This is a genomic window from Dokdonia sp. 4H-3-7-5 (genome assembly GCF_000212355.1).
GTDB lineage: Bacteria > Bacteroidota > Bacteroidia > Flavobacteriales > Flavobacteriaceae > Dokdonia.
The window spans coordinates 2,907,592-2,927,719 of sequence record NC_015496.1 but is presented as its reverse complement, the minus strand read 5'-3'; the positions used below and the strand labels follow the sequence as shown (position 1 = coordinate 2,927,719).

Here is a 20,128-nt window from a genome sequence, read left to right as displayed (position 1 = left end):
GCTTACAATTACCTTGAGTTTATAACGTTAAATATTAAACGGGTTTAACCTATATTTATGAGCATAAGTAGCAATATAATTACCGCTACGTGTTATTTTTGTATGCTCAATACGACTACAATTACATGGGATCACAATCAGGTACAAAAAGGAAAAACAGGCTGCAATTATTGCACCAGTACTACGTGTACACTGGTTTTTATACTTTTTTAAAGGACGCTCTTAAAAAAGCACTCCCTCCTATTCTACTTGTAGTAGCAGCTATAGTTCTTATTCACTTCTTTGTAATAGACCTTAATACGGCATTGCAATATGTAATAGACAACTATTCAAACCTGCTTGTCCTTACCTTATTTTTTGTTTCAGAATCTATACTTGGTATAATTCCTCCAGAGCTTTTTATAGCATGGAGTGATAAAACGAGTAATCCTATTTTATACCTAACTCTTATAGCAATATTATCTTATGCTGGAGGGGCAGTTTCCTATTTTACAGGAAGAGCAACTTTAAAAATTCCATCCGTTCATAATTACCTAGAGGTAAAGATGGAGAAGCACTTAAAAAATGCTCGTAAATGGGGAGGCTTTTTAATTCTCGTAGGAGCTTTACTCCCGCTTCCTTTTGCCGTAGCAAGTCTTGCTGCGGGTATGATTCGCTTCGAGTTTAAATATTGGGCATTATTTGGTCTTGCTCGTTTTGTAAGATATGCAATATACGGAGCAGCAATTTTTAGCCTTGTATCATAATGAAACTAGTTTTTGCAACACACAATCACAATAAACTTCGCGAAGTTCAAGCATTAGTGCCTGATCATATTACCCTCCTATCTTTAACAGACATAGGATGCACAGAAGAAATCACTGAAGATGCAGATACCATCGAAGGTAACGCACTTCTTAAAGCAAATCATGTGCTAACTAACTATGGGTATGATTGTTTTGCAGATGATACTGGTCTTGAAGTGGACGCACTTGATGGTGCACCAGGAGTATATTCAGCAAGGTATGCTGGTGAGCAAAAAGATGATTCAGATAACATGAACAAGCTTTTAATTAATCTCGCTACTAAGCAAGACCGTGGAGCACAGTTTAAAACAGTTATCGCTTTCGCGAAAGCAAATAAAACAGAAACCTTTACAGGTATATGCAGAGGTAAAATCACTAAAGAGCGTCATGGTGATGGCGGTTTTGGTTACGATCCTATCTTCCGACCAAAAGGTTACGATGCAACTTTTGCACAAATGGCTCCATCTTTAAAAGGAAAAATAAGCCACAGAGGCTTTGCTGTTTCTGCTTTTCTTGAGTTTCTATATAATCAGGAATAAGTTTTTTGAACCCAAATGCTTTCATTATAGTTTTATTGAGTACTTTTGCACCTTGAAAAACCTCAGGGTGAGGTATTGCCAGATTTTTTGGCACGTGTTGATCGAAGCAATTGGTTTATAAGTCGTTGCGCTTCCTATACACGCTAACACTTATATATACTATTGTCATATGACATTTGATGAACTAGGCCTAAATGCGCCTTTACTCCAGGCTATTGCCGATATGGGATTTGAAACCCCATCAAAAATTCAAGAAGAAGCTATCCCACAATTACTCGCAGAAGACCGCGATATGGTTGCTCTTGCACAAACAGGAACAGGAAAAACAGCTGCATTTGGATTTCCATTATTACAAAATATAGATGAAAATAGTAAGACTACTCAAGGTCTTATTATAGCTCCTACTCGCGAACTATGTCTCCAGATTACAAACGAGATGAAACTGTATTCAAAGCACATGAAAGGTGTGCGTGTTGTTGCAGTTTATGGAGGAGCAAACATACAAGAGCAAGCTCGTGAGATTTCTCGCGGAGCACAAATTGTAGTAGCTACACCAGGACGTATGCAAGATATGATGCGTCGTCGTATGGTAGATATTACAAAATTAAGCTACTGTGTTCTTGATGAAGCAGATGAGATGCTTAACATGGGATTCTATGAGGATATCACAAATATTCTTGCAGATACTCCAGAAGATAAGCTTACATGGTTATTTAGTGCTACAATGCCTAGAGAAGTATCACGTATAGCAAAAGAATTTATGGTAAACCCGTTAGAAATAACGGTAGGACATAAAAATGAAGGTGCAAAGAACGTATCTCATGAGTACTTTGTAGTACACACTAGAGATCGTTACCAAGCACTTAAAAGACTTTCTGATGCAAATCCAGATATCTTCTCTGTAATCTTTTGTCGTACTAAACGCGATACACAAAAAGTTGCCGAGCAACTTATTGAAGATGGATACAACGCAGGAGCATTACACGGAGATTTAAGTCAGAACCAGCGTGACCTGGTAATGAAGAGCTTTAGAAACCGTCAGATACAAATGCTTGTTGCAACAGATGTTGCTGCACGTGGTATTGACGTAGATGATATTACACACGTAGTAAACTACCAATTACCTGACGAGATAGAAACCTATACACACCGTTCTGGTCGTACTGGTCGTGCTGGTAAAACAGGTACTTCTCTGGTGATTGTTACTAAAAGTGAAATGCGTAAAATCAAACAACTTGAGAAAATCTTAGGTAAGAAGTTTGAACAAAAAACCATTCCAGACGGAAAGGAAATCACGCAAGTACAGTTATTTCACCTTGCAAATAGCATTAACACAACAGAGATTAATAACGAGATTGATGCTTATCTTCCAGAAATAGAAGAAGTATTAAAAGATAATACGAAAGAAGAGCTTATTAAAAAAGTATTTTCTGTAGAGTTCACACGTTTCTTTAATTATTATAAGAAATCAAAAGACCTTAATCAAAATGCAGTTGGAGCAGCTAAGGAGCAATCTGGAGACTCTACACGTTACTTTATAAATGTAGGTAGCAAAGATGATTTTGACTGGATGAAACTTAAAGACTTCTTGAAGGAAGAATTAGGATTAGGTCAAGATGGTGTATACCGCGTAGACTGTAAAGATGCCTTTTCATTCTTTAACACAGATACTGAGCACAAAGATAAAATCTTATCTCACTTTGAAAACTTTGAGCTAGATGGTCGTCGCGTGAGCGTTGAGGAAACTCAAGGCGGCGGTGGTCGCAGTAGTGGCGGAGGTCGTAGCGGTGGCGGAGATCGTCGTCGTGGTGGCGGAGGTCGCAGCGGTGGTGGTGATCGTCGTAGAGGTGGTGATGATGGATTTAGATCTAGTGGTCGCAGCGGTGGCGGAGATCGTCGTCGTAGTGGCGGAGGATCTTCAGATAGAAAACGCAGCGATCGCAAATCAAGCTATGGAGATGACCAAGGTGGTCGCTCTAGAAGTAGATCAGAAAGGCCAGCAAGGTCTGAGAGATCAGAACGCAGTTCTTCTCCACGCACGCCAGATAACAGGTCTGAAGGAAACAAGAGCCCATTTTCTGGCAAAAGACGTCGCAGAAGCTAGTCTAACGCACATTAAATGTTAGAATTATTGTAAATAAATAGATTTGGTATGATTTTCCCAATGGAATGCATAAATTGCCTTAGCATATGAAGAAGATCATACTAAACCTACTTATATTCTCTGCCATTGCAGTAGGATATTCACAAGAAATAGATACTACATCAGACCCAACTGAAGCTCAAGAAAAGCTAGAGGATGGATTTATTGATGGAAAAGTATTAAGCAGTAGTACAGATATTGCATTACAGAACGTAAACATTCTCAACCTCTCAAATTTTAAAGGAGCTACTACTAATGAGTATGGTAAATTTGAAATTAAGGCTGAGGTAAATGATACGTTATACTTCTCTTACCTAGGATACAAATCTCTTAAAGTACGCGTGAGCGGTGACTGGATTAAATACGGTGACGTAAAAATCCAAATGACAGAGATAGGTATCGCACTTGAAGAAGTTGTGGTTCAAGAAATTGAGCTTACTGGATATTTGGAAATTGATGCAAAGAGAGTTCCTATTTACAGCAATCAGCGATACAGTATATCTGGTCTAAATTCTGGTTACGAGGTAGGGAAAAGTCAGCCAGGAGCTATATCTAGAGTATTGAGCTCTATTTTCAATCCTGCAGATTTTCTTTATAATATTTTTAGCAGAAAGAAAGGCCAACTTCGCAAGCTTAGGCAAATGAAGGAAGATGATAAAGTGCGTAATCTACTTGAACGAAAATTTGACCGTGAGACACTAAGTGCTTTACTTCAAATAGATCGTGTTGATATAGACGCAATACTTAAAAATTGTAGCTACTCAGATAATTTTATCATGAGCGCAAATGATCTTCAAATTCTCGATGCAATAAGTGAATGTTATGAAGAGTACAGAGTTCTTCAAAGAAAAGATTAATTATCTATTATATATAAACAGAAAGCCCGCTATATTTAGCGGGCTTTCTGTTTTATGTACTATTCTAAATAATACGCTTTCGCAAAAATATGCTTTTTATAATGCAGCTATAATATCTTCTGGATCTGCTCTAAGTTTATAATCTTCTGACAGAAAGTGATAAGAAACCTCTCCGTTTTGATCAATAATATACGTGGCAGCGATAGGAAGCTCATTTGCATCATTACCTTGACTCTCTAAAAGATCAATACCAAAATTCCCATATAATTCTGCAAGCGCCTCTGGAAGTTTAAAAACTAAATTGAGTGATCTTGCTAATTCGTTATTTTCACTAGTAAGCACTTCAAAATCTAGCTGATTTTTCTCCTTAGTAGACAAAGAATTATCTGGTGTCTCTGGAGTAATAGCAATAAGTGTTGCGCCTTTCTCCTTAATTTGGGGTAACACCTCTTGAAAAGCTTTAAGCTCTAAGTTACAATAAGGACACCATCCACCCCTATAAAAGGTAATCACTACCTTACCTTTTTGTAATTGCTTACTTAGCGTGATAGTTTTTCCTTGAGCATTTGGCAATGTAAAGTCTGGAAATTTATCTCCTGTCTTTACAGCATGCTTCAATATACCTGTAGCATCAAGATCTTCAATAGCTTTTCTCATGATATCTTGAGCAGCGCCAGGATGACGTTTTATACTGTTATCTGCAAGTTCTTTTAGCGATACGGTAAGTTTCATAATTTGAATTTTTCAATTTACATCTTGGTCTTTGAAAGTGCATCAACTTTATACTTATCGACAGCTTATATTTTAAGAAATCAAATTTTCGCAAAAGCGTACTTCTACCCTCTTTCTTCTAGAAATCTTTGCTCAATTCCTTCCACATCTTTAATCATCTTACGTGTCCACTCAAGTTTTTTATCAAAAAGCTCTTGCTCCGTAAATTGCCAAGAATTACTTGATTGCTTGAGCTTAGTCATAATATGCTGTAAGGTTATTGCCGCAGAAACTGAGATATTGAGACTCTCTGTAAAACCCACCATAGGTATATAAATAAAATCGTCTGCCATGTCAAGCACCGTATCACTTAATCCCTCTGTCTCACGACCAAAAAATATAGCCGCCTTTTCAGTAATGTCAAAATCCTCTAATCGATGAGCATCTTTATGAGGTGAAGTGGCAACAATCTTATATCCTTGCTTTCTTAGGTTCTCAATACAATGTTTTGCACTGCTATGGCGCTGCACATCTACCCATTTTTGAGCACCCATTGCAATCTCACGATCTATTCTCTTAACATTAACCTCTTCTATAACGTGTAGTTCTTGAACCCCAAAAGACTCACAGCTACGTATTACAGCGCTGGTGTTATGCAATTGATACACATCCTCCACCGCAACAGTAAAATGATTTGTACGCTCTTTGAGCACTTTATCAAATAATTGAACGCGTCTTTCTGTAAGAAATGATTGTAAATATGCTAGCAGCTCTTGATCCATGATTGTTGTTTACAGGCCAAAGATACTGTACTTTTAAAATGCAAAACAAACTAGAATGTCTAAACAAAACATAGTTGTCCTCTCTGGAGCGGGAATAAGTGCCGAAAGTGGTTTAAAAACCTTTAGAGATGCAGATGGTCTTTGGGAAGGTCACGATGTGATGGAAGTCGCTACTCCAGAAGGATGGCGCAATAATCAAGAACTCGTTTTACGTTTCTATAACGACAGAAGAAGACAACTGCTAGAGGTCACACCTAATGCCGCACACAAAGACCTTGTACAACTAGAAGAGGATTATAATGTTACAATTATCACTCAAAATGTAGACGACCTGCATGAACGCGCAGGTAGCTCAGATGTGATACACTTGCACGGAGAGTTGCTCAAAGTGCGTAGTAGTAAAGATGAAAGCGATGTAAAACCGTGGACAACCGACTTAAAAAAAGGGGATTTATGTGCACTAGGGTCCCAACTAAGACCACATATAGTATGGTTTAGCGAAGAGGTACCACTTCTAGAAAAAGCTGCAGAGCTTGTGAGTAAAGCAGATTTTATAATTATTGTAGGAACCTCCATGCAAGTATATCCAGCCGCTGGACTTATTGATTTTGCAAAACCTAACGCTCAGATTTATTTTATAGATCCAAAACCCTCAATAGCACAGAGAGAACGTCTTACCATAGTTCCAGAAATAGCATCTACCGGAATTAAAAAAGTGGTTGAAACATTATTAAGACAAGCCTAGTTAATGACACTATCCGAACTTTATAATGAACTATCACATGTGAACCATACTCGCGATAAGCGCGCGTACTACGCACAAATAGTCATACATGAGCCTCATCTCATGTTACATGTTCTTGAAATTCTATTTATGATAGACGACCCTAGATCTCCTAAGGCCGGCTGGATAGCAGAGTTTGCAATTAGAAAAGAAATCAAAACCCTTTTACCTTATTTGGAGTATTTTACAAGCAAGATGCATACAGTTTATCAAGATTCCGCACTACGACCTGTGAGCAAGATCTGTGAGGAGCTAGCCGTATCCCATTATAAAATAATGAATCCAGAAATAAGAGCTTCTCTAAGTAAAATTCAAAGGGAGCGCATGATTACTACTTGTTTTGACTGGTTGGTATCAGATCAAAAGGTGGCCGTTAAAGCATACTCCATGACCACACTATTTCATCTAGGAACAGAATTTGACTGGATACACGGAGATTTACTACGCATTATGGAAGACGACTATACAGCTAGTAGTGCAGCATATAAAGCGAGATGTAGGCATATCACAACGTGGATTAATAAACACCAAAAACTCAAATCCTCTTGAGTGATTAATCGATATCTAGAAAATAAATCATATCTCAGTTTTTTATTGATATTTTCGCATATATCTCTATGATGCAAAAACTACTTATCGCCACAATTGCTTTACTTACCATACTACAAGTAAACGCTCAAGAAGTACAACCCTACGAACTAGAAGCCAACTATTTTTACGGAAGTATTTTAAGACATAATAAAGATGTATCCTCTCTTATTACTGGGCATCCCGAAGGAATTATCCTGAGTTATAATAGAAAAACTTATGGGCTAAAGGAGTGGGAACGACTCTATAATTATCCAGACTGGGGATTTACCTTTGCATATCAAGATCTTAAAAATGAAAATCTAGGAGATACCTACAATGCGCTTACTCATTACAATTTTTATTTCTTGAACCGCAAGCTCATGTTTAGAATAGGTCAAGGTATTGGTTATACTACAAATCCCTTTGACCTAGAAACTAATGTGGAAAACAATGCGTATGGTTCTCGTTTATTTAGCGCAACACTCGTAATGCTTAACTATAAACAAGCCATCACTCCTACGCTTTCATTTCAAACTGGACTTACTTTTTTACACGGTTCTAATGGAAATTTACGAGCGCCCAACACGAGTACAAACACAATAGCTTTAAATGCCGGGATTATTTATAAAGATCATGCCGTTCCAGATTTTATCCCAAAGGGAAAAAAAGTATCTTACAAAGAGCCTATCCATTATAATATTGCCCTAAGCGCAGGACTCAACGAGAGCGACTTTATAGGCTTAGGCAGAGAGCCATTTGCAATAATCTCTGCATATGCAGATAAGAGATTAAGCAAGAAAAGCACTGTTCTCGCAGGTGCTGAAGCTTTTTTCTCAAAATTTCTTGAAAATGAAATTGAATTCTTGTCTGTTGCTTTCCCAAATCGTGGCGTAACTGCAAATCAAGACTGGAAACGTGTAGGATTATTTATTGGTCACGAGTTACACCTCAACAATACAGCATTAATAACACATGCGGGATATTATCTTTATTATCCATATGATTTTGAAGGTAGATTTTATCAACGCGTAGGACTTAAACGCACCTTTGGTAAAAAATACTTTGGTAGTGTGGCTGTAAAAACCCACGGAGCAAAGGCAGAGGCAATAGAATTTGGATTAGGGATACGATTATGAGTTTACAAAAACAAAAAATACATTTTTTAAGTACGCTTTCGCGAAAGCGTAACACTATGCTGCAGCTACTTGTAGTACTGCTATTTTCTTGTGATACAGAAAATGCAAATGATTGCCTTCAAACAGATGGTGATATCATCACTTATGAAATTGAAGTGCCTGTTTTTACTAAAATCCAAATGGAAGACGATATTCGGGTGCTCTTAAAGCAGGGAACAGAACAACAAGTAATTATTGAAACAGGAGAAAATCTTGTATCGGACTTAAATTTTGAAGTGAAAGAAGAAACACTAGTGCTTCAAAATAACAATAGCTGTAATATTTTAAGAGAATATGGACGCACACTAGTGACCATAACGTCTCCAGACATTAATTTTATAAGACAGGCATCTTCTTTTGACATAGAAAGTGAAGGAGTCCTCTCCTACCCAGCTCTAACATTATGGAGCAACACAAGTCCAAATGGCGTTAACATAGATGATCCTAATAAAAGCGGTAATGTGTATTTAACTCTAGATGTACCGTCGTTAACAATATCTGCAAATGGTTCTAGCAACTTTAAAATATCCGGCAGAGCAGATCAAATGAATATCAACTTTAGTGATGAGTTTCCGCAGTTTGATGGGAGAGACTTTCTCGTAGATGATATCCAGTTTAGACACACAAGTGCTGCGGCTATGGTAATAAACCCCATAAATAGCCTTAAGGGCACCATACGTGCGACGGGTGATGTATTAGTTGTAAACGAACCACCTTTAGTCGAGGTAGAAGTGCTATTTACAGGACAACTTATCTTTGAAGACTAAAGAGTATCTAATTGTAGAAAACATTGTATCTTTTAATCAGTAATAACAATAAACTTGAATAATGGTAAAAGCAAAATATCAAAACGTTCTTGATCTAGGAGAAAAACTAAACATCCAGAACGGAGATGTAAAAGAAGAAAACGGAGTACTTCACGTAACAGGTACTGCTACAAATCAGTATGAGAAAAACCAACTTTGGGATGCTATTAAAGCTGCTGGAGGAGAAAGTCCAAGTGATATAGTAGCCGATATTAAAGTTGCAGATACATCTGTATATGCACAACACACAGTGGTAAGTGGCGACACTTTAGGAAAAATTGCAAAGCACTATTATGGTGATGCAATAAAGTACAAAGAGATTTTTGAAGCAAACAAAGACATCTTAAAAAACCCAGATGTTATACACCCAGATCAAAATCTTGTGATTCCAAATTTATAAGATAGCATCATTTTCTTATAGATAATTATCTATAAGAAAAGCTCCCAAATTGGGAGCTTTTTTATTTTTAGTCTAAACTAAATTATATGCATAACCATCTATAAATCAAATATATAAATTGACCTATTAAAGTAATTATTTAATTACGTATTTTAGGCTAATCCTGACAAGTAAGACCCATAAAGATCATTAAAACGCATACCAGTCGTAAGCTTATATTTTGACAATTTCTTGAATTCTACTAGTCCGAAAAGTATAAATTCTTTTAAGAAATATGTATCCTCTTTTGCTATTTCAGGTTGATATTTCTTGATTAAATCATCAAGAGGTGTAATACTATCTAGCATAAGTTCATATTCTTTATTGGTAAGCGTATCTTCTAGCTCAAAACCGCTTTGCTCAAAAAACCATGCTAGTACTTCTTCATAAGGATCTTTCTCATCATCCTTAGTTAGTTTTTCAATCTTAGGGAAATAGTCATCAAACAAAGAAGCTGTTGCATCGCCTATTAAAATTTTGGCAACCTCTCCTGCACCTTCTTGTTCCCCTTCGTAAACAAGTTCTACCTTCCCTGTAATTGCAGGAACGATTCCTAGTAGATCTGAGTAACGTATCGTAGTAGTTTCATCTCCCGATAGCAACATACGACGTTCTGCAGTACTCATTAGGTTTTGAAAAGCAGTAATACTCATTCTGGCACTTATCCCACTCTTTTCATCTATAAACTCACTTTCACGAGCAACAAATCCTATTTCTTCAATTAAGTCTTTCACTAGATTAGGAACATGAACCTTCGTTTTTTGACGCTCGTCAAGATTTGCTTCTTGATCTGTTATGGTTCTTGCAATAGCTACTGTTTCTGGATAGTGGGTAAGTATTTGCGAACCTATACGGTCTTTAAGCGGTGTTACAATGCTTCCTCTATTTGTATAATCTTCTGGATTTGCAGTAAATACAAATTGCATGTCAAGTGGCAATCTTAATTTGAATCCGCGTATTTGAATATCTCCTTCTTGTAGGATATTAAATAGCGCCACTTGTATTCTTGCTTGTAAATCCGGTAATTCATTGATTACAAAAATTGATCTGTTTGCACGAGGAATCATCCCATAATGTATCACGCGATCATCTGCATAGCTCAGTTTTAAATTTGCTGCTTTTATAGGATCTACATCCCCTACAATATCTGCAACAGTTACATCTGGAGTCGCTAGTTTCTCTGCAAAGCGCTCAGAGCGATGAATCCATGTAATCGGAGTGTCGCTGCCTTTTTCTTCAATAAGCTCCGTAGCGTATCTAGAAATAGGATTAAGTGGATCATCATTAATTTCAGATCCGCCTACTATAGGCATCCACTCATCAAGTAGATTTACCATTTGACGTGCAAGACGTGTTTTGGCTTGTCCTCTTAGCCCAAGCAAGTTTATGTTATGCTTACTAAGAATAGCTCTCTCAAGCTCAGGGATAACTGTGTGCTCATAACCGTGTATATCTTCAAATGTAGGCTTACCAGATTGTAATCTTTCTATTAAGTGTTCTCGTAACTCATCCTTTATGCTACGAGATATCCATCCGGCTTCTTTAAGTTGTCCTAGTGTATTTATCGTTTCGTAATTCATAATATTTTTTTATTTCCTTTTTGTAATAGCTGCTTGTATCTATAGTCTACAAGCAACGGTATCTTCTTTGTAACAAGTGATTATTATAGAAGTTCTTACTTAATTCTCTTTTTTCTATTAGTCTCGTAGTCTTGAAAAATCATCTCACCTAATCCTTGCAGGCCTGTAAAAAATGCTTTTCCTTGGTTTGCTTCTGTAAAATTATCTACAAACTGTTGTAAATAAGGATCATTTGCTATCATAAAAGTGGTGATAGGTATATGAAGCTTGCGTGCTTGTCTAGCCATGCTGTAACACTTGTTTACAATATACTCGTCTAGTCCGTTAGGATTTTTATAATAGCGCCCATCTTTAAGTTTTAAACAAGATGGCTTCCCGTCTGTAATATTAAATATCTGTTTATTTGAGTTGCGCTTGCGCCTCAAGATATCCATAGCGAGATTAAGACCAGCTACTGTATTGGTGTGGTAAGGTCCTACTTGTAAATACGGTAAGTCTTTAATTTTAATAGGCCAGGCATCATTACCGTACACGATTATGTCAAGAGAGTCCTTGGGATAACGGGTGGTAATAAGCTGTGCGAGTGCCATCGCTACCTTCTTTGCAGGTGTAATACGATCTTCACCATAAAGAATCATACTGTGAGAGATATCAATCATTAACACAGTACTCATTTGAGCTTTAAAATGCGTTTCCTCAACGATTAGGTCACTTTCGCGTAAGCTAAAGTCATCTGCTCCATTATTAATTTGCGCATTACGCAAACTCTCAGTCATAGATATACGATCTAGCGGATCGCCAAATCGATATTCACGATGATCCCCCGTGTGCTCATCACCTCTTCCATTTAGTTTGGAACGGTGGTTTCCCTGGGAGCTTTTCTTGAGTTTACCAAAAATTTGATCAAGAGCACGCTTTCTTATGGCGCGTTCTGTCTTTTCTGTTATCGCGGTACCACTATTGCCGTCGGGCTTTAATTCTTCTCGTATATAGCCTTTATCCTTTAACTCTTGAACAAAGTCGTCTAGAGTGTAGTTCTCGTTTGTTAGTTTATATTCTTTATCCAAGTCTTTAAGCCAATCCATAGCCTCATCAAAGTCTCCAGAGGTATGTGTGATTAGTTCTTGGAAAATATCGAGCAACTGATCAAATAATGATTGTTGCGGAGCATCATAGGTTTTAAAGACAAACCCACTCCTTTCTTGTTGTCTTCTCATAGCTCTATAAAAATACTACCTAATAGTCCAATAAAAAAGCACCTCGACAGAGGTGCTTCATAAATCTTTCTTAAGAAAGGTACTTATGCTTTTGGCATAATCACAGTATCAATAGCGTGTATAACTCCGTTTGAAGCTGCTACATCTGTCATAATGATTGTAGACATTCCGCCCTTAGCATCTTTGATTACAACATTCTCTCCATCTAACATTAAAGTAATTTTCTGTCCCATTACTGTATTAGTCTCAAAAGATCCGTTGTTTTCTTTAATTGCTGCGACAACATCACCAGCCATATATTTTCCAGACACTACGTGATATGTAAGAATATCAGTTAACATTGCTTTATTTTCTGGCTTTACCAGAGTTCCAACAGTTCCTTCTGGTAATTTAGCAAATGCATCGTTAGTAGGTGCAAACACAGTAAATGGTCCTGCACTATTTAACGTTTCTACTAATCCAGCCGCTTTTACTGCTGTAACGAGTGTTGAGAAATTCTCATTTCCAACGGCAATCTCTACTATAGTACCAGGCTCATCCATCACTGGCTCCTCTACTTCCATTGTTGCTTCTGCTACTTCGTTGTTTACTTCTGTAGTTTTCTCTTTAGTTCCTTCGGCACATGAAGCAAATAATAATCCTGCTCCTGCAACCATTAATAACATCTTTTTCATAATAATTGGTTTTTTGAATATTAATTTGTTCAAAGATAATTCCATTTCATTAGACAAACCATAATAATATCTCAATTCCTTGTTAATCATTTCATAAAGCTTTCAAAGTTTTAAGTTATGCTTTCGCGAAAGCGTGAATAAAACCTTTACAACATAGCTCATCCATTAACATCCCTTTAAGAATTTCAAATTAGCTTTTCTTTAACTTTAGTCCCTTGACTGTAACGTCATAAAGAATCAACCAAATAATATAAAATGAAACAACTCTTCTCTCTGTTGCTACTGTGCGTCTGTACGGTAGTTTCTGCCCAAAAACTTGACATGTCTTTACTAAAGGACATGCAACCACGTAATATAGGTCCAGGCGGTATGTCTGGTCGTGTGACTGCAATAGATGTAGTTACAGATAATCCAGATGTAATGTACGTAGGTACTGCTTCTGGTGGTCTATGGAAATCTACCTCTGGCGGAATTAAATGGGATCCTATTTTTGAAAACGAGCTTACGGCATCAATAGGGGCTGTTGCGATACAACAATCTAATCCATCTGTGATATGGGTAGGTACGGGAGAAGGTAATCCTCGTAACTCTCTTAATGGTGGTTATGGTGTTTATAAATCTCTTGATGGTGGTAAGTCTTGGAAGTCTATGGGACTTGAGAAAACTAGACATATACACCGCGTAATTATAGATCCTACTAATCCAGATATCGTTTACGTAGGCGCTATAGGTTCGCCATGGGGTGAACACCAAGAAAGAGGTGTTTATAAAACTACAGATGGTGGTAAGACATGGAATAAGATCTTATTTACAAACATAAAGTCTGGCGTTGCAGATATGGTGATGGACCCAACTAATCCTAACAAGCTTATTGTTGCCATGTGGGAACACAAGCGTGATCCATGGTTTTTTAAATCTGGTGGTGAAGGTTCTGGCATCTTCATGACTCATGATGGTGGTGCTACTTGGAAACAATTGAGTGATAAAGATGGTTTACCTAAAGGCGAACTAGGACGTATAGGTTTATCTATCGCCCCAGGAAGCCCTAATGTAGTGTATGCACTTGTAGAGGCAAAAAAGAATGCTCTATACCGTTCTAACGACGGTGGTTTCAACTGGAAGAAGATTAACGATAAGAGTGATATAGGGAACAGACCATTTTACTACAGTGATATTCACGTAGATCCTCAAAATGAGAATCGTATTTTTTCTGTGTTTACGTATGTAAATGTATCTGAAGATGGCGGAAAGAACTTTGACCAACTTATGGGTGCTTATGGAGTAGATAATGGAGTACACCCAGATCACCACGCATGGTGGATTCACCCTAATAATGGGAAGTTTATGATGGATGGTAATGACGGCGGACTTAACATCACAAAAGATGGTGGGAAAACATGGCGATTTATAGGCAACCTACCTGTAGCACAGTTCTATCATATTAATGTAGATAATGAGTTTCCTTATAATGTATATGGAGGTATGCAAGATAACGGCTCTTGGAGAGGTCCTGCTTATGTGTGGAAAGCTCAAGGAATACGTAATGATTACTGGCAAGAGATTTCCTTTGGAGATGGATTTGATGTAATCCCTGATCCAGATGATAGTCAGTTTGGATGGACTATGAGTCAGCAGGGATCTGTGAGTCGCTATGATTGGAAAACTGGAAACAACTATGGAGTAAAACCTACACATCCAGACCCAGATGTATTTTTACGTTTTAATTGGAACTCGGCTATAAACATTGATCCTTTTGATAATAGCACTATTTACTTTGGAAGTCAGTTTGTACATAAATCTACAGATAAAGGACTTACGTGGGAAGTGATCTCTCCAGATCTAACGACAAACGATCCAGAGAAACAAAAACAATCAGAATCTGGTGGGCTTTCTATGGATGCTACAGGAGCAGAAAATCATACAACGATTCTTGTAATTGAGCCTTCGCCATTAGAAAAGAATATGTTTTGGGTAGGTACAGATGATGGTCGTGTTCATTATACTCAGAATGGTGGGCAATCGTACACTGATGTATCAAAAAGCCTAAAAGGTCTTCCAGAAGGAAGCTGGATTGTACAAATCAAGGCTAGTAATAAAAATAAAGGGGAAGCACTATTAGTCGCAAATGATTACCGTCGTTTCAACTATACTCCTTATGCATACAGAACTACAAACTATGGTAAATCATGGACTCGCATTGTAGATGAGAACGATGTGCAAAGTTATGCGCTTGCCATTATAGAAGATCCAGAAGAGAAAAACCTTCTCTTTTTAGGTACAGATGATGGTTTATATGTGTCTATTGATGCTGGTAATAACTGGCAAAAATGGACTAAAGGATTCCCTACCACTTCGGTCAAGGATCTTGTAATTCATCCTAGAGAGCAGGATCTTGTGATTGGAACTTTTGGACGTGCTGCATGGGTTCTTGACGACATAAGACCATTACGAGCGATTGCTAAGGATAGAAGTACGCTTTCGCGAAAGCTTCAACTCTTCAACCCTCCTACAGCATATGATGCCGCATACCAGCAACCTACGGGAAGTCGTTTTGGCGCAGATGCTCTTTATAACGGAGAAAATCGCGGAAGTGGAGCGCAAATAGCGTATTACTTTGTAAAAGATGAAACAGCATCTTCAAAAGCATCCACAGATGATACTGATGAAGAAGATACTGATAGCGATACAGAAGTTAAAAGTGTAACGTGGGATTCTATCCATTTAAAAGTATACGACGGCGCACGCCAGATTCGTCATTTGAAGTGGAAAACTCCAGACAGTACAGGAATTCATAAAATGACTTGGTATATGCGTGAAGCTGGTGGAGATCGTCCTTCGCGTTCTATTAGAAAACGTAATAACGAGCCAGGAGGAGTTTCTGTAAAGCCAGGCACTTACAAACTAGTAATGCAATATGGTGATCAATCAAGTGAGTCTTCTATTAATGTAGCGAGTGATCCCCGTTATGACGTTCCTGTTAAGGCTATTAATGATGCTTATAACACCGGAAAGCAACTTGAAGCAATGACACAAACTGCTGCAGATGCTGTAAAGCAACTAGTACAGAGCAAAACAATCGCTAGTGATTATAAGAAGATGATTAAAAAACTAGATGATGATAAAGCTTATAAAAGCGAACTCAAATCTATAGGAGAAATGACTAAGCGCATTGATGAGGTTATTGCAATGTATATAGGTACTATAGATAAAAGACAGGGGATTACTCGTAATCCAGAAATCACCGTCATGAATCGCATAAGATCTGCAAGTGGTTACGCTCGTAGTCGTCCTAATGGACTTACATCTACAGAGACTACTTTAATATCGCATGCTCGCAACGAGTTACAAACTGCGCTTGATAAGACAAATACCTTCTTTGCAGAAGAGTGGGCTCCATTTGAGAATAAACTTAAAGCAATGAATGTAAGTGCATTTAAAGAAATCAAAACCTTTACTATAGACTAATGAGAAAAGGAATTCTTTTAATAGTATTTACGATAATCATGACAGCCACCCTTACCGCGCAAGATCGCGGTGAGGACAAGCTAGGATCATGGGGTATGCTCTTTACTTCAAATCAAATCTCAGAAAAATTAAGTATACACGCAGAGGCGCAGTACCGTACTTATGAATTTGGGACCAATTTTAATCAGTTGCTATTGCGTACTGCTTTAAATTACCATATTTCTGAGAATGCTATGGTATCTTTTGGCTATGGATATATCACTACAGACACCGACTTTGAGGAGTTTGACGGTGAAAAGAATGTAACTGAAAATAGACTTTATGAGCAATTTGTATTAAAAAACTCCTTGGGTAATTTTAAATTCAGTCATAGGTACCGTCTAGAGCAACGCTTCATTAATAGGCCTTTTAGTGAGAACACAACAGAGCATAGAGCGCGTTACTTTTTACGAGTAACCTATCCTCTTAACGACACTTGGTTTTTGACAGCTTATGATGAGATTTTTATTAATCTGCAGAATGACTTTTTCGGTCAAAACCGTTTATATGGCGCAGTAGGATATAATTTCAATAAGAATGTGAGCACGCAAGTAGGCTATCTTAAAAATGATTTTTCGGTAGACACCTACGATCGTTTTCAAGTAGCACTGTTTATCAAAACAGATTTAAGAAAGAAAAAAGGGTGACATTATTCACATAGTATTGAAAAACCTCAATCTTATGATTGGGGTTTTCTTTTTTTACGCTTTCGCGAAAGCGGGATAAAAATATGATAAAAGTGTAAAAATTTACAAGAACAAGCTCTTTAACTTACTAAGTAGCCGTAATAATCGTACATTAAAATCTTTAAAGATAGGTTGCTCAATTTCCTTCGACAGAAGGGCTACAACCATTCAACTAATAACTTATTATGAGATCAAGCAAAATAAATTTTACAAACGCACAAGGAGAAGTACTATCTGGTAAACTTGATTTACCAGCAAACCAAGATCCTCATAACTTTGCCATTTTTGCACATTGCTTTACTTGTACAAAAGATTTTAGCGCAGTGCGCAATGTGAGTCGTGCTTTGGCTTCACAAGGATTTGGAGTACTTCGCTTTGACTTTACTGGTTTAGGAGATAGCGATGGAGACTTTGCAGATACTAATTTTTCAAGCAATGTAGATGATCTCATAAGCGCTGCAGATTTCCTTGCCAAAGAATATAAAGCTCCCTCCCTCTTGGTAGGCCACTCATTAGGAGGTGCCGCTGCAATTTTTGCTGGCGGTAAGATTGACACTATAAAAGCTGTAGCAACTATAGGCGCTCCTAGTAATCCTGTACACGTTCAAAAACAACTAGGCGCACAGCTCGCTACGATAAGAGAAGAAGGTCAAGCTCAGGTAAAACTAGCTGGGCGTGACTTTACGTTTAAAAAGCAATTTATAGATAACTTAGAAGAAAATTCATGTGTAGATGCTGCACGTGACTTGCATGAAGCGTTACTCATACTTCACTCACCGCAGGATGATACTGTATCTATTAAAAATGCAGAAGAAATTTACCTTGCGGCACATCACCCTAAAAGCTTTGTAACTCTTGATGGCTCTGAGCATTTATTGATTGACAAAGAAAATGCTTCTTATGTAGGAAAGATTATTGCTGGATGGGCTGCTCGATATATCCCTACTGAAGATGAAGCTTCAATAAGCACCACACACCAAGTAGTAGCAAGCCTAGATGCCGAAGATGGATTTTCTACACTTCTTAAGCTTGGAAGCCACCACATGAAAGCAGATGAGCCTGTGCGTGTAGGAGGAAACGACTATGGCCCTACTCCTTATGAATTACTAGCAGGAAGTTTGTCTGCTTGTACTGCGATGACCATACAGATGTATGCAAAGCGTAAAAACTGGCATATTGAAAATGTTGAGGTACATACTAGCTATTCAAAAACACATGCTCAAGATTGTGCTGTTTGTGAAGAAAGTGACACCGCAGGTAAAATAGATACATTCCATAGAGAAATTAAAATCACATCAGATCTTGATGAAAAACAACTTAAGCGCATCCTGCAAATAGCAGATAAATGTCCAGTTCATAAAACACTACACAGCGAGACTCAGGTTCTTACGAAGTTAATATAGGATAGCTACGCTTTCGCGAAAGCGTACCCCATAAAAACACATCATCAACAAACATCAAAAGTTCGAAAGGGATACCATATCCTTTTCGAACTTTTTTTATTACCTAGGTTATCAAATTGTAAATTACTTGCGATACACGCAACGCACAGGAGATTTATGCATCTAGTTATAAACTACAATATTATGAAACACGTATGTATCCTACTACTCGTATCTTACTCACTACTGAGCTGTGTCACAGACAGAAGTAGTGATGATATAGATACTATTGATTTATTATCAAACTACGATGCGATTATTCTTGATCGTCCTACTTTTGAAGCAAGCGTCACTCTTGAAGACGCAAGAAACATTATCAACTCAGGGAAAATTTATGTCATTAATGATTTACTCTTTGTAAATGAAAAGAATGAAGGCTTTCACATTTTTGATAATGAAGACCCAGAAAATCCTGCTGCCCTGGCATTTATTAAAGCTCCTGGTGCAACAGATCTCGCTATTAAAAACAATGTGTACTACATCAATCAAGCTGTAGATCTCATAGCAGTTACTTATGATAAACTTAATGCAAATCTGGTTGTCACAAAACGCATACGCGATGTGTTTCCCGTAAAACAATCTCCAGATGGATATATTCCAGATGTGGAGGATGGAGCTATAATTATTGATTACGAACTTCAAAACTAAATCACGATGAGAACATACATATTTATAGTAGTATTTGCAATCGTTTCATTAGGATGCAGTTCTGACAGTAATGAAAGCAGTAATTTTAATAGTGCAGATAGTGTAGGTCAAGGCGGATCGCTAGCAACATTTGCAATTAAGGGAGATTATCTTTATACCGTAGATAACGAAGATCTCAATGTATTTAATATCACTACAACTACAGATCCTGTCCTTGTAAATACAGTTCCTATTGGTTTTGATATTGAAACTTTATTCAGTTACAAAGATTACCTCTACATAGGTTCTCGAAACGGAATGTTTATTTATGATGTGAATAATCCAGAGTTTCCTGTACAATTATCATCTGTGCAACATTTTACTTCTTGTGATCCTGTCGTAGCAAATAGCAATTATGCTTTTGTGACATTATGGAGTGATTTAGGATGTGGAGGTGTTGTTAATCAGCTAGAAGTTTATGATGTATCTGATGTACTTAACCCTATGCTTGTTAATATTCGCCAACTTACATTCCCAAAAGGTCTTGGACTTTACGGAGACTACTTAATAGTATGCGATGATGAGATCAAAATATTTGACGTAACAAACCCAGCCGAGTCTGTGCTAGTGCATAGCATTGATAGACTGGCATTTGATGTGATAATCCAAGGAGACTTGTTAATTGCTGTAGGAGAAAGTGGCGTTTTTCAATATGCACTAAATGCTCAAGATATTACAGATACACCAGCCCTAAGTACTATAAGTATCTAAAAGGTTTTATAAATGTTTAGTATTTCTTAGCTAACC

19 protein-coding genes are annotated in these 20,128 nt (G+C 37.5%); 14 read left to right on the top strand and 5 right to left on the bottom strand.

Annotation, left to right across the window (positions count from 1 at the left end; translation table 11 throughout):
• Window positions 1-125 precede the first annotated feature (125 nt).
• The 4 genes from KRODI_RS13020 to KRODI_RS13005 all read left to right on the top strand — a co-directional run bounded on the left by KRODI_RS13020 (window position 126) and on the right by KRODI_RS13005 (window position 4,324).
• A complete protein-coding gene (locus KRODI_RS13020) occupies window positions 126-746 on the top strand; it encodes a YqaA family protein (protein WP_041295715.1) in 621 nt (206 codons plus the stop codon).
• Window positions 746-1,324, top strand: coding sequence for a non-canonical purine NTP diphosphatase (locus KRODI_RS13015; protein WP_013752075.1), 579 nt, complete (start codon window positions 746-748; stop codon window positions 1,322-1,324). The genes KRODI_RS13020 and KRODI_RS13015 overlap by 1 nt, the downstream gene beginning before the upstream one ends.
• A gap of 169 nt (window positions 1,325-1,493) precedes the next feature.
• On the top strand, window positions 1,494-3,428 hold the full coding sequence (locus KRODI_RS13010; protein ID WP_013752074.1) for a DEAD/DEAH box helicase: 1,935 nt from the start codon (window positions 1,494-1,496) through the stop codon (window positions 3,426-3,428).
• Between the two features lie 86 nt (window positions 3,429-3,514).
• Window positions 3,515-4,324 (top strand): carboxypeptidase-like regulatory domain-containing protein, encoded by an 810-nt coding sequence (locus KRODI_RS13005; RefSeq protein ID WP_013752073.1) that lies wholly within the window; start codon window positions 3,515-3,517, stop codon window positions 4,322-4,324.
• A gap of 96 nt (window positions 4,325-4,420) precedes the next feature.
• Here the strand turns inward: KRODI_RS13005 and KRODI_RS13000 are convergent, their stop codons facing one another.
• Entirely contained in the window at window positions 4,421-5,056 is a 636-nt protein-coding gene (locus KRODI_RS13000) for a peroxiredoxin-like family protein (protein WP_013752071.1), read from the bottom strand.
• Between the two features lie 104 nt (window positions 5,057-5,160).
• On the bottom strand, window positions 5,161-5,817 hold the full coding sequence (locus tag KRODI_RS12995; protein ID WP_013752070.1) for a TrmH family RNA methyltransferase: 657 nt from the start codon (window positions 5,815-5,817) through the stop codon (window positions 5,161-5,163).
• A 55-nt stretch (window positions 5,818-5,872) separates the two neighbouring features.
• Here KRODI_RS12995 and KRODI_RS12990 point away from each other — a divergent pair, with 55 nt between their 5' ends.
• From KRODI_RS12990 to KRODI_RS12970, 5 genes are all read left to right on the top strand, one after another.
• The gene (locus KRODI_RS12990) at window positions 5,873-6,562 is read left to right on the top strand and encodes an SIR2 family NAD-dependent protein deacylase (RefSeq protein WP_013752069.1); all 690 of its coding nucleotides are present in this window, start codon (window positions 5,873-5,875) and stop codon (window positions 6,560-6,562) included.
• 3 nt (window positions 6,563-6,565) lie between these two features.
• The gene (locus tag KRODI_RS12985; RefSeq protein WP_013752068.1) at window positions 6,566-7,150 is read left to right on the top strand and encodes a hypothetical protein; all 585 of its coding nucleotides are present in this window, start codon (window positions 6,566-6,568) and stop codon (window positions 7,148-7,150) included.
• A 68-nt stretch (window positions 7,151-7,218) separates the two neighbouring features.
• On the top strand, window positions 7,219-8,307 hold the full coding sequence (locus tag KRODI_RS12980; RefSeq protein ID WP_013752067.1) for an acyloxyacyl hydrolase: 1,089 nt from the start codon (window positions 7,219-7,221) through the stop codon (window positions 8,305-8,307).
• A complete protein-coding gene (locus KRODI_RS12975) occupies window positions 8,304-9,113 on the top strand; it encodes a head GIN domain-containing protein (RefSeq protein ID WP_013752066.1) in 810 nt (269 codons plus the stop codon). The genes KRODI_RS12980 and KRODI_RS12975 overlap by 4 nt, the downstream gene beginning before the upstream one ends.
• A gap of 61 nt (window positions 9,114-9,174) precedes the next feature.
• Window positions 9,175-9,552, top strand: a complete 378-nt coding sequence (locus KRODI_RS12970) for a LysM peptidoglycan-binding domain-containing protein (protein WP_013752065.1) — start codon at window positions 9,175-9,177, stop codon at window positions 9,550-9,552.
• Between the two features lie 152 nt (window positions 9,553-9,704).
• Here the strand turns inward: KRODI_RS12970 and KRODI_RS12965 are convergent, their stop codons facing one another.
• The 3 genes from KRODI_RS12965 to KRODI_RS12955 all read right to left on the bottom strand — a co-directional run bounded on the left by KRODI_RS12965 (window position 9,705) and on the right by KRODI_RS12955 (window position 13,062).
• Window positions 9,705-11,171, bottom strand: a complete 1,467-nt coding sequence (locus tag KRODI_RS12965) for a sigma 54-interacting transcriptional regulator (RefSeq protein WP_013752064.1) — start codon at window positions 11,169-11,171, stop codon at window positions 9,705-9,707.
• A 95-nt stretch (window positions 11,172-11,266) separates the two neighbouring features.
• Complete coding sequence (locus KRODI_RS12960) at window positions 11,267-12,388, bottom strand: vWA domain-containing protein (RefSeq protein ID WP_013752063.1); 1,122 nt, start codon at window positions 12,386-12,388, stop codon at window positions 11,267-11,269.
• 83 nt (window positions 12,389-12,471) lie between these two features.
• The gene (locus tag KRODI_RS12955; RefSeq protein WP_013752062.1) at window positions 12,472-13,062 is read right to left on the bottom strand and encodes a fasciclin domain-containing protein; all 591 of its coding nucleotides are present in this window, start codon (window positions 13,060-13,062) and stop codon (window positions 12,472-12,474) included.
• Window positions 13,063-13,317: 255 nt separating this feature from the next.
• Between KRODI_RS12955 and KRODI_RS12950 the strand changes: the two genes are divergently transcribed.
• The 5 genes from KRODI_RS12950 (at window position 13,318) to KRODI_RS12930 (ending at window position 20,092) form a co-directional block, all read left to right on the top strand.
• Window positions 13,318-16,527: a WD40/YVTN/BNR-like repeat-containing protein gene (locus tag KRODI_RS12950; RefSeq protein WP_013752061.1), complete on the top strand. Its 3,210-nt coding sequence runs from the start codon at window positions 13,318-13,320 to the stop codon at window positions 16,525-16,527.
• On the top strand, window positions 16,527-17,213 hold the full coding sequence (locus KRODI_RS12945) for a DUF2490 domain-containing protein (protein WP_013752060.1): 687 nt from the start codon (window positions 16,527-16,529) through the stop codon (window positions 17,211-17,213). Before KRODI_RS12950 ends, KRODI_RS12945 begins: the two co-directional genes overlap by 1 nt.
• A 224-nt stretch (window positions 17,214-17,437) precedes the next feature.
• A complete protein-coding gene (locus KRODI_RS12940) occupies window positions 17,438-18,655 on the top strand; it encodes a bifunctional alpha/beta hydrolase/OsmC family protein (RefSeq protein ID WP_013752059.1) in 1,218 nt (405 codons plus the stop codon).
• A 183-nt stretch (window positions 18,656-18,838) separates the two neighbouring features.
• Window positions 18,839-19,342 carry a hypothetical protein gene (locus KRODI_RS12935; protein WP_041295713.1) on the top strand — a complete coding sequence of 168 codons (504 nt, stop codon included), beginning with the start codon at window positions 18,839-18,841 and terminating at the stop codon, window positions 19,340-19,342.
• 6 nt (window positions 19,343-19,348) lie between these two features.
• Window positions 19,349-20,092: an LVIVD repeat-containing protein gene (locus KRODI_RS12930; protein ID WP_041295712.1), complete on the top strand. Its 744-nt coding sequence runs from the start codon at window positions 19,349-19,351 to the stop codon at window positions 20,090-20,092.
• Window positions 20,093-20,128: the final 36 nt, after the last annotated feature.

Excerpts from the sequence above, each read along its gene's own strand:
- KRODI_RS13020 (WP_041295715.1), top strand. The coding sequence starts at position 126 with ATGGGATCACAATCAGGTACAAAAAGGAAAAACAGGCTGCAATTATTG.
- KRODI_RS13015 (WP_013752075.1), top strand. The coding sequence starts at position 746 with ATGAAACTAGTTTTTGCAACACACAATCACAATAAACTTCGCGAAGTT.
- KRODI_RS13010 (WP_013752074.1), top strand. The coding sequence starts at position 1,494 with ATGACATTTGATGAACTAGGCCTAAATGCGCCTTTACTCCAGGCTATT.
- KRODI_RS13005 (WP_013752073.1), top strand. The coding sequence starts at position 3,515 with ATGAAGAAGATCATACTAAACCTACTTATATTCTCTGCCATTGCAGTA.
- KRODI_RS13000 (WP_013752071.1), bottom strand. The coding sequence starts at position 5,056 with ATGAAACTTACCGTATCGCTAAAAGAACTTGCAGATAACAGTATAAAA.
- KRODI_RS12995 (WP_013752070.1), bottom strand. The coding sequence starts at position 5,817 with ATGGATCAAGAGCTGCTAGCATATTTACAATCATTTCTTACAGAAAGA.
- KRODI_RS12990 (WP_013752069.1), top strand. The coding sequence starts at position 5,873 with ATGTCTAAACAAAACATAGTTGTCCTCTCTGGAGCGGGAATAAGTGCC.
- KRODI_RS12985 (WP_013752068.1), top strand. The coding sequence starts at position 6,566 with ATGACACTATCCGAACTTTATAATGAACTATCACATGTGAACCATACT.
- KRODI_RS12980 (WP_013752067.1), top strand. The coding sequence starts at position 7,219 with ATGATGCAAAAACTACTTATCGCCACAATTGCTTTACTTACCATACTA.
- KRODI_RS12975 (WP_013752066.1), top strand. The coding sequence starts at position 8,304 with ATGAGTTTACAAAAACAAAAAATACATTTTTTAAGTACGCTTTCGCGA.
- KRODI_RS12970 (WP_013752065.1), top strand. The coding sequence starts at position 9,175 with ATGGTAAAAGCAAAATATCAAAACGTTCTTGATCTAGGAGAAAAACTA.
- KRODI_RS12965 (WP_013752064.1), bottom strand. The coding sequence starts at position 11,171 with ATGAATTACGAAACGATAAATACACTAGGACAACTTAAAGAAGCCGGA.
- KRODI_RS12960 (WP_013752063.1), bottom strand. The coding sequence starts at position 12,388 with ATGAGAAGACAACAAGAAAGGAGTGGGTTTGTCTTTAAAACCTATGAT.
- KRODI_RS12955 (WP_013752062.1), bottom strand. The coding sequence starts at position 13,062 with ATGAAAAAGATGTTATTAATGGTTGCAGGAGCAGGATTATTATTTGCT.
- KRODI_RS12950 (WP_013752061.1), top strand. The coding sequence starts at position 13,318 with ATGAAACAACTCTTCTCTCTGTTGCTACTGTGCGTCTGTACGGTAGTT.
- KRODI_RS12945 (WP_013752060.1), top strand. The coding sequence starts at position 16,527 with ATGAGAAAAGGAATTCTTTTAATAGTATTTACGATAATCATGACAGCC.
- KRODI_RS12940 (WP_013752059.1), top strand. The coding sequence starts at position 17,438 with ATGAGATCAAGCAAAATAAATTTTACAAACGCACAAGGAGAAGTACTA.
- KRODI_RS12935 (WP_041295713.1), top strand. The coding sequence starts at position 18,839 with ATGAAACACGTATGTATCCTACTACTCGTATCTTACTCACTACTGAGC.
- KRODI_RS12930 (WP_041295712.1), top strand. The coding sequence starts at position 19,349 with ATGAGAACATACATATTTATAGTAGTATTTGCAATCGTTTCATTAGGA.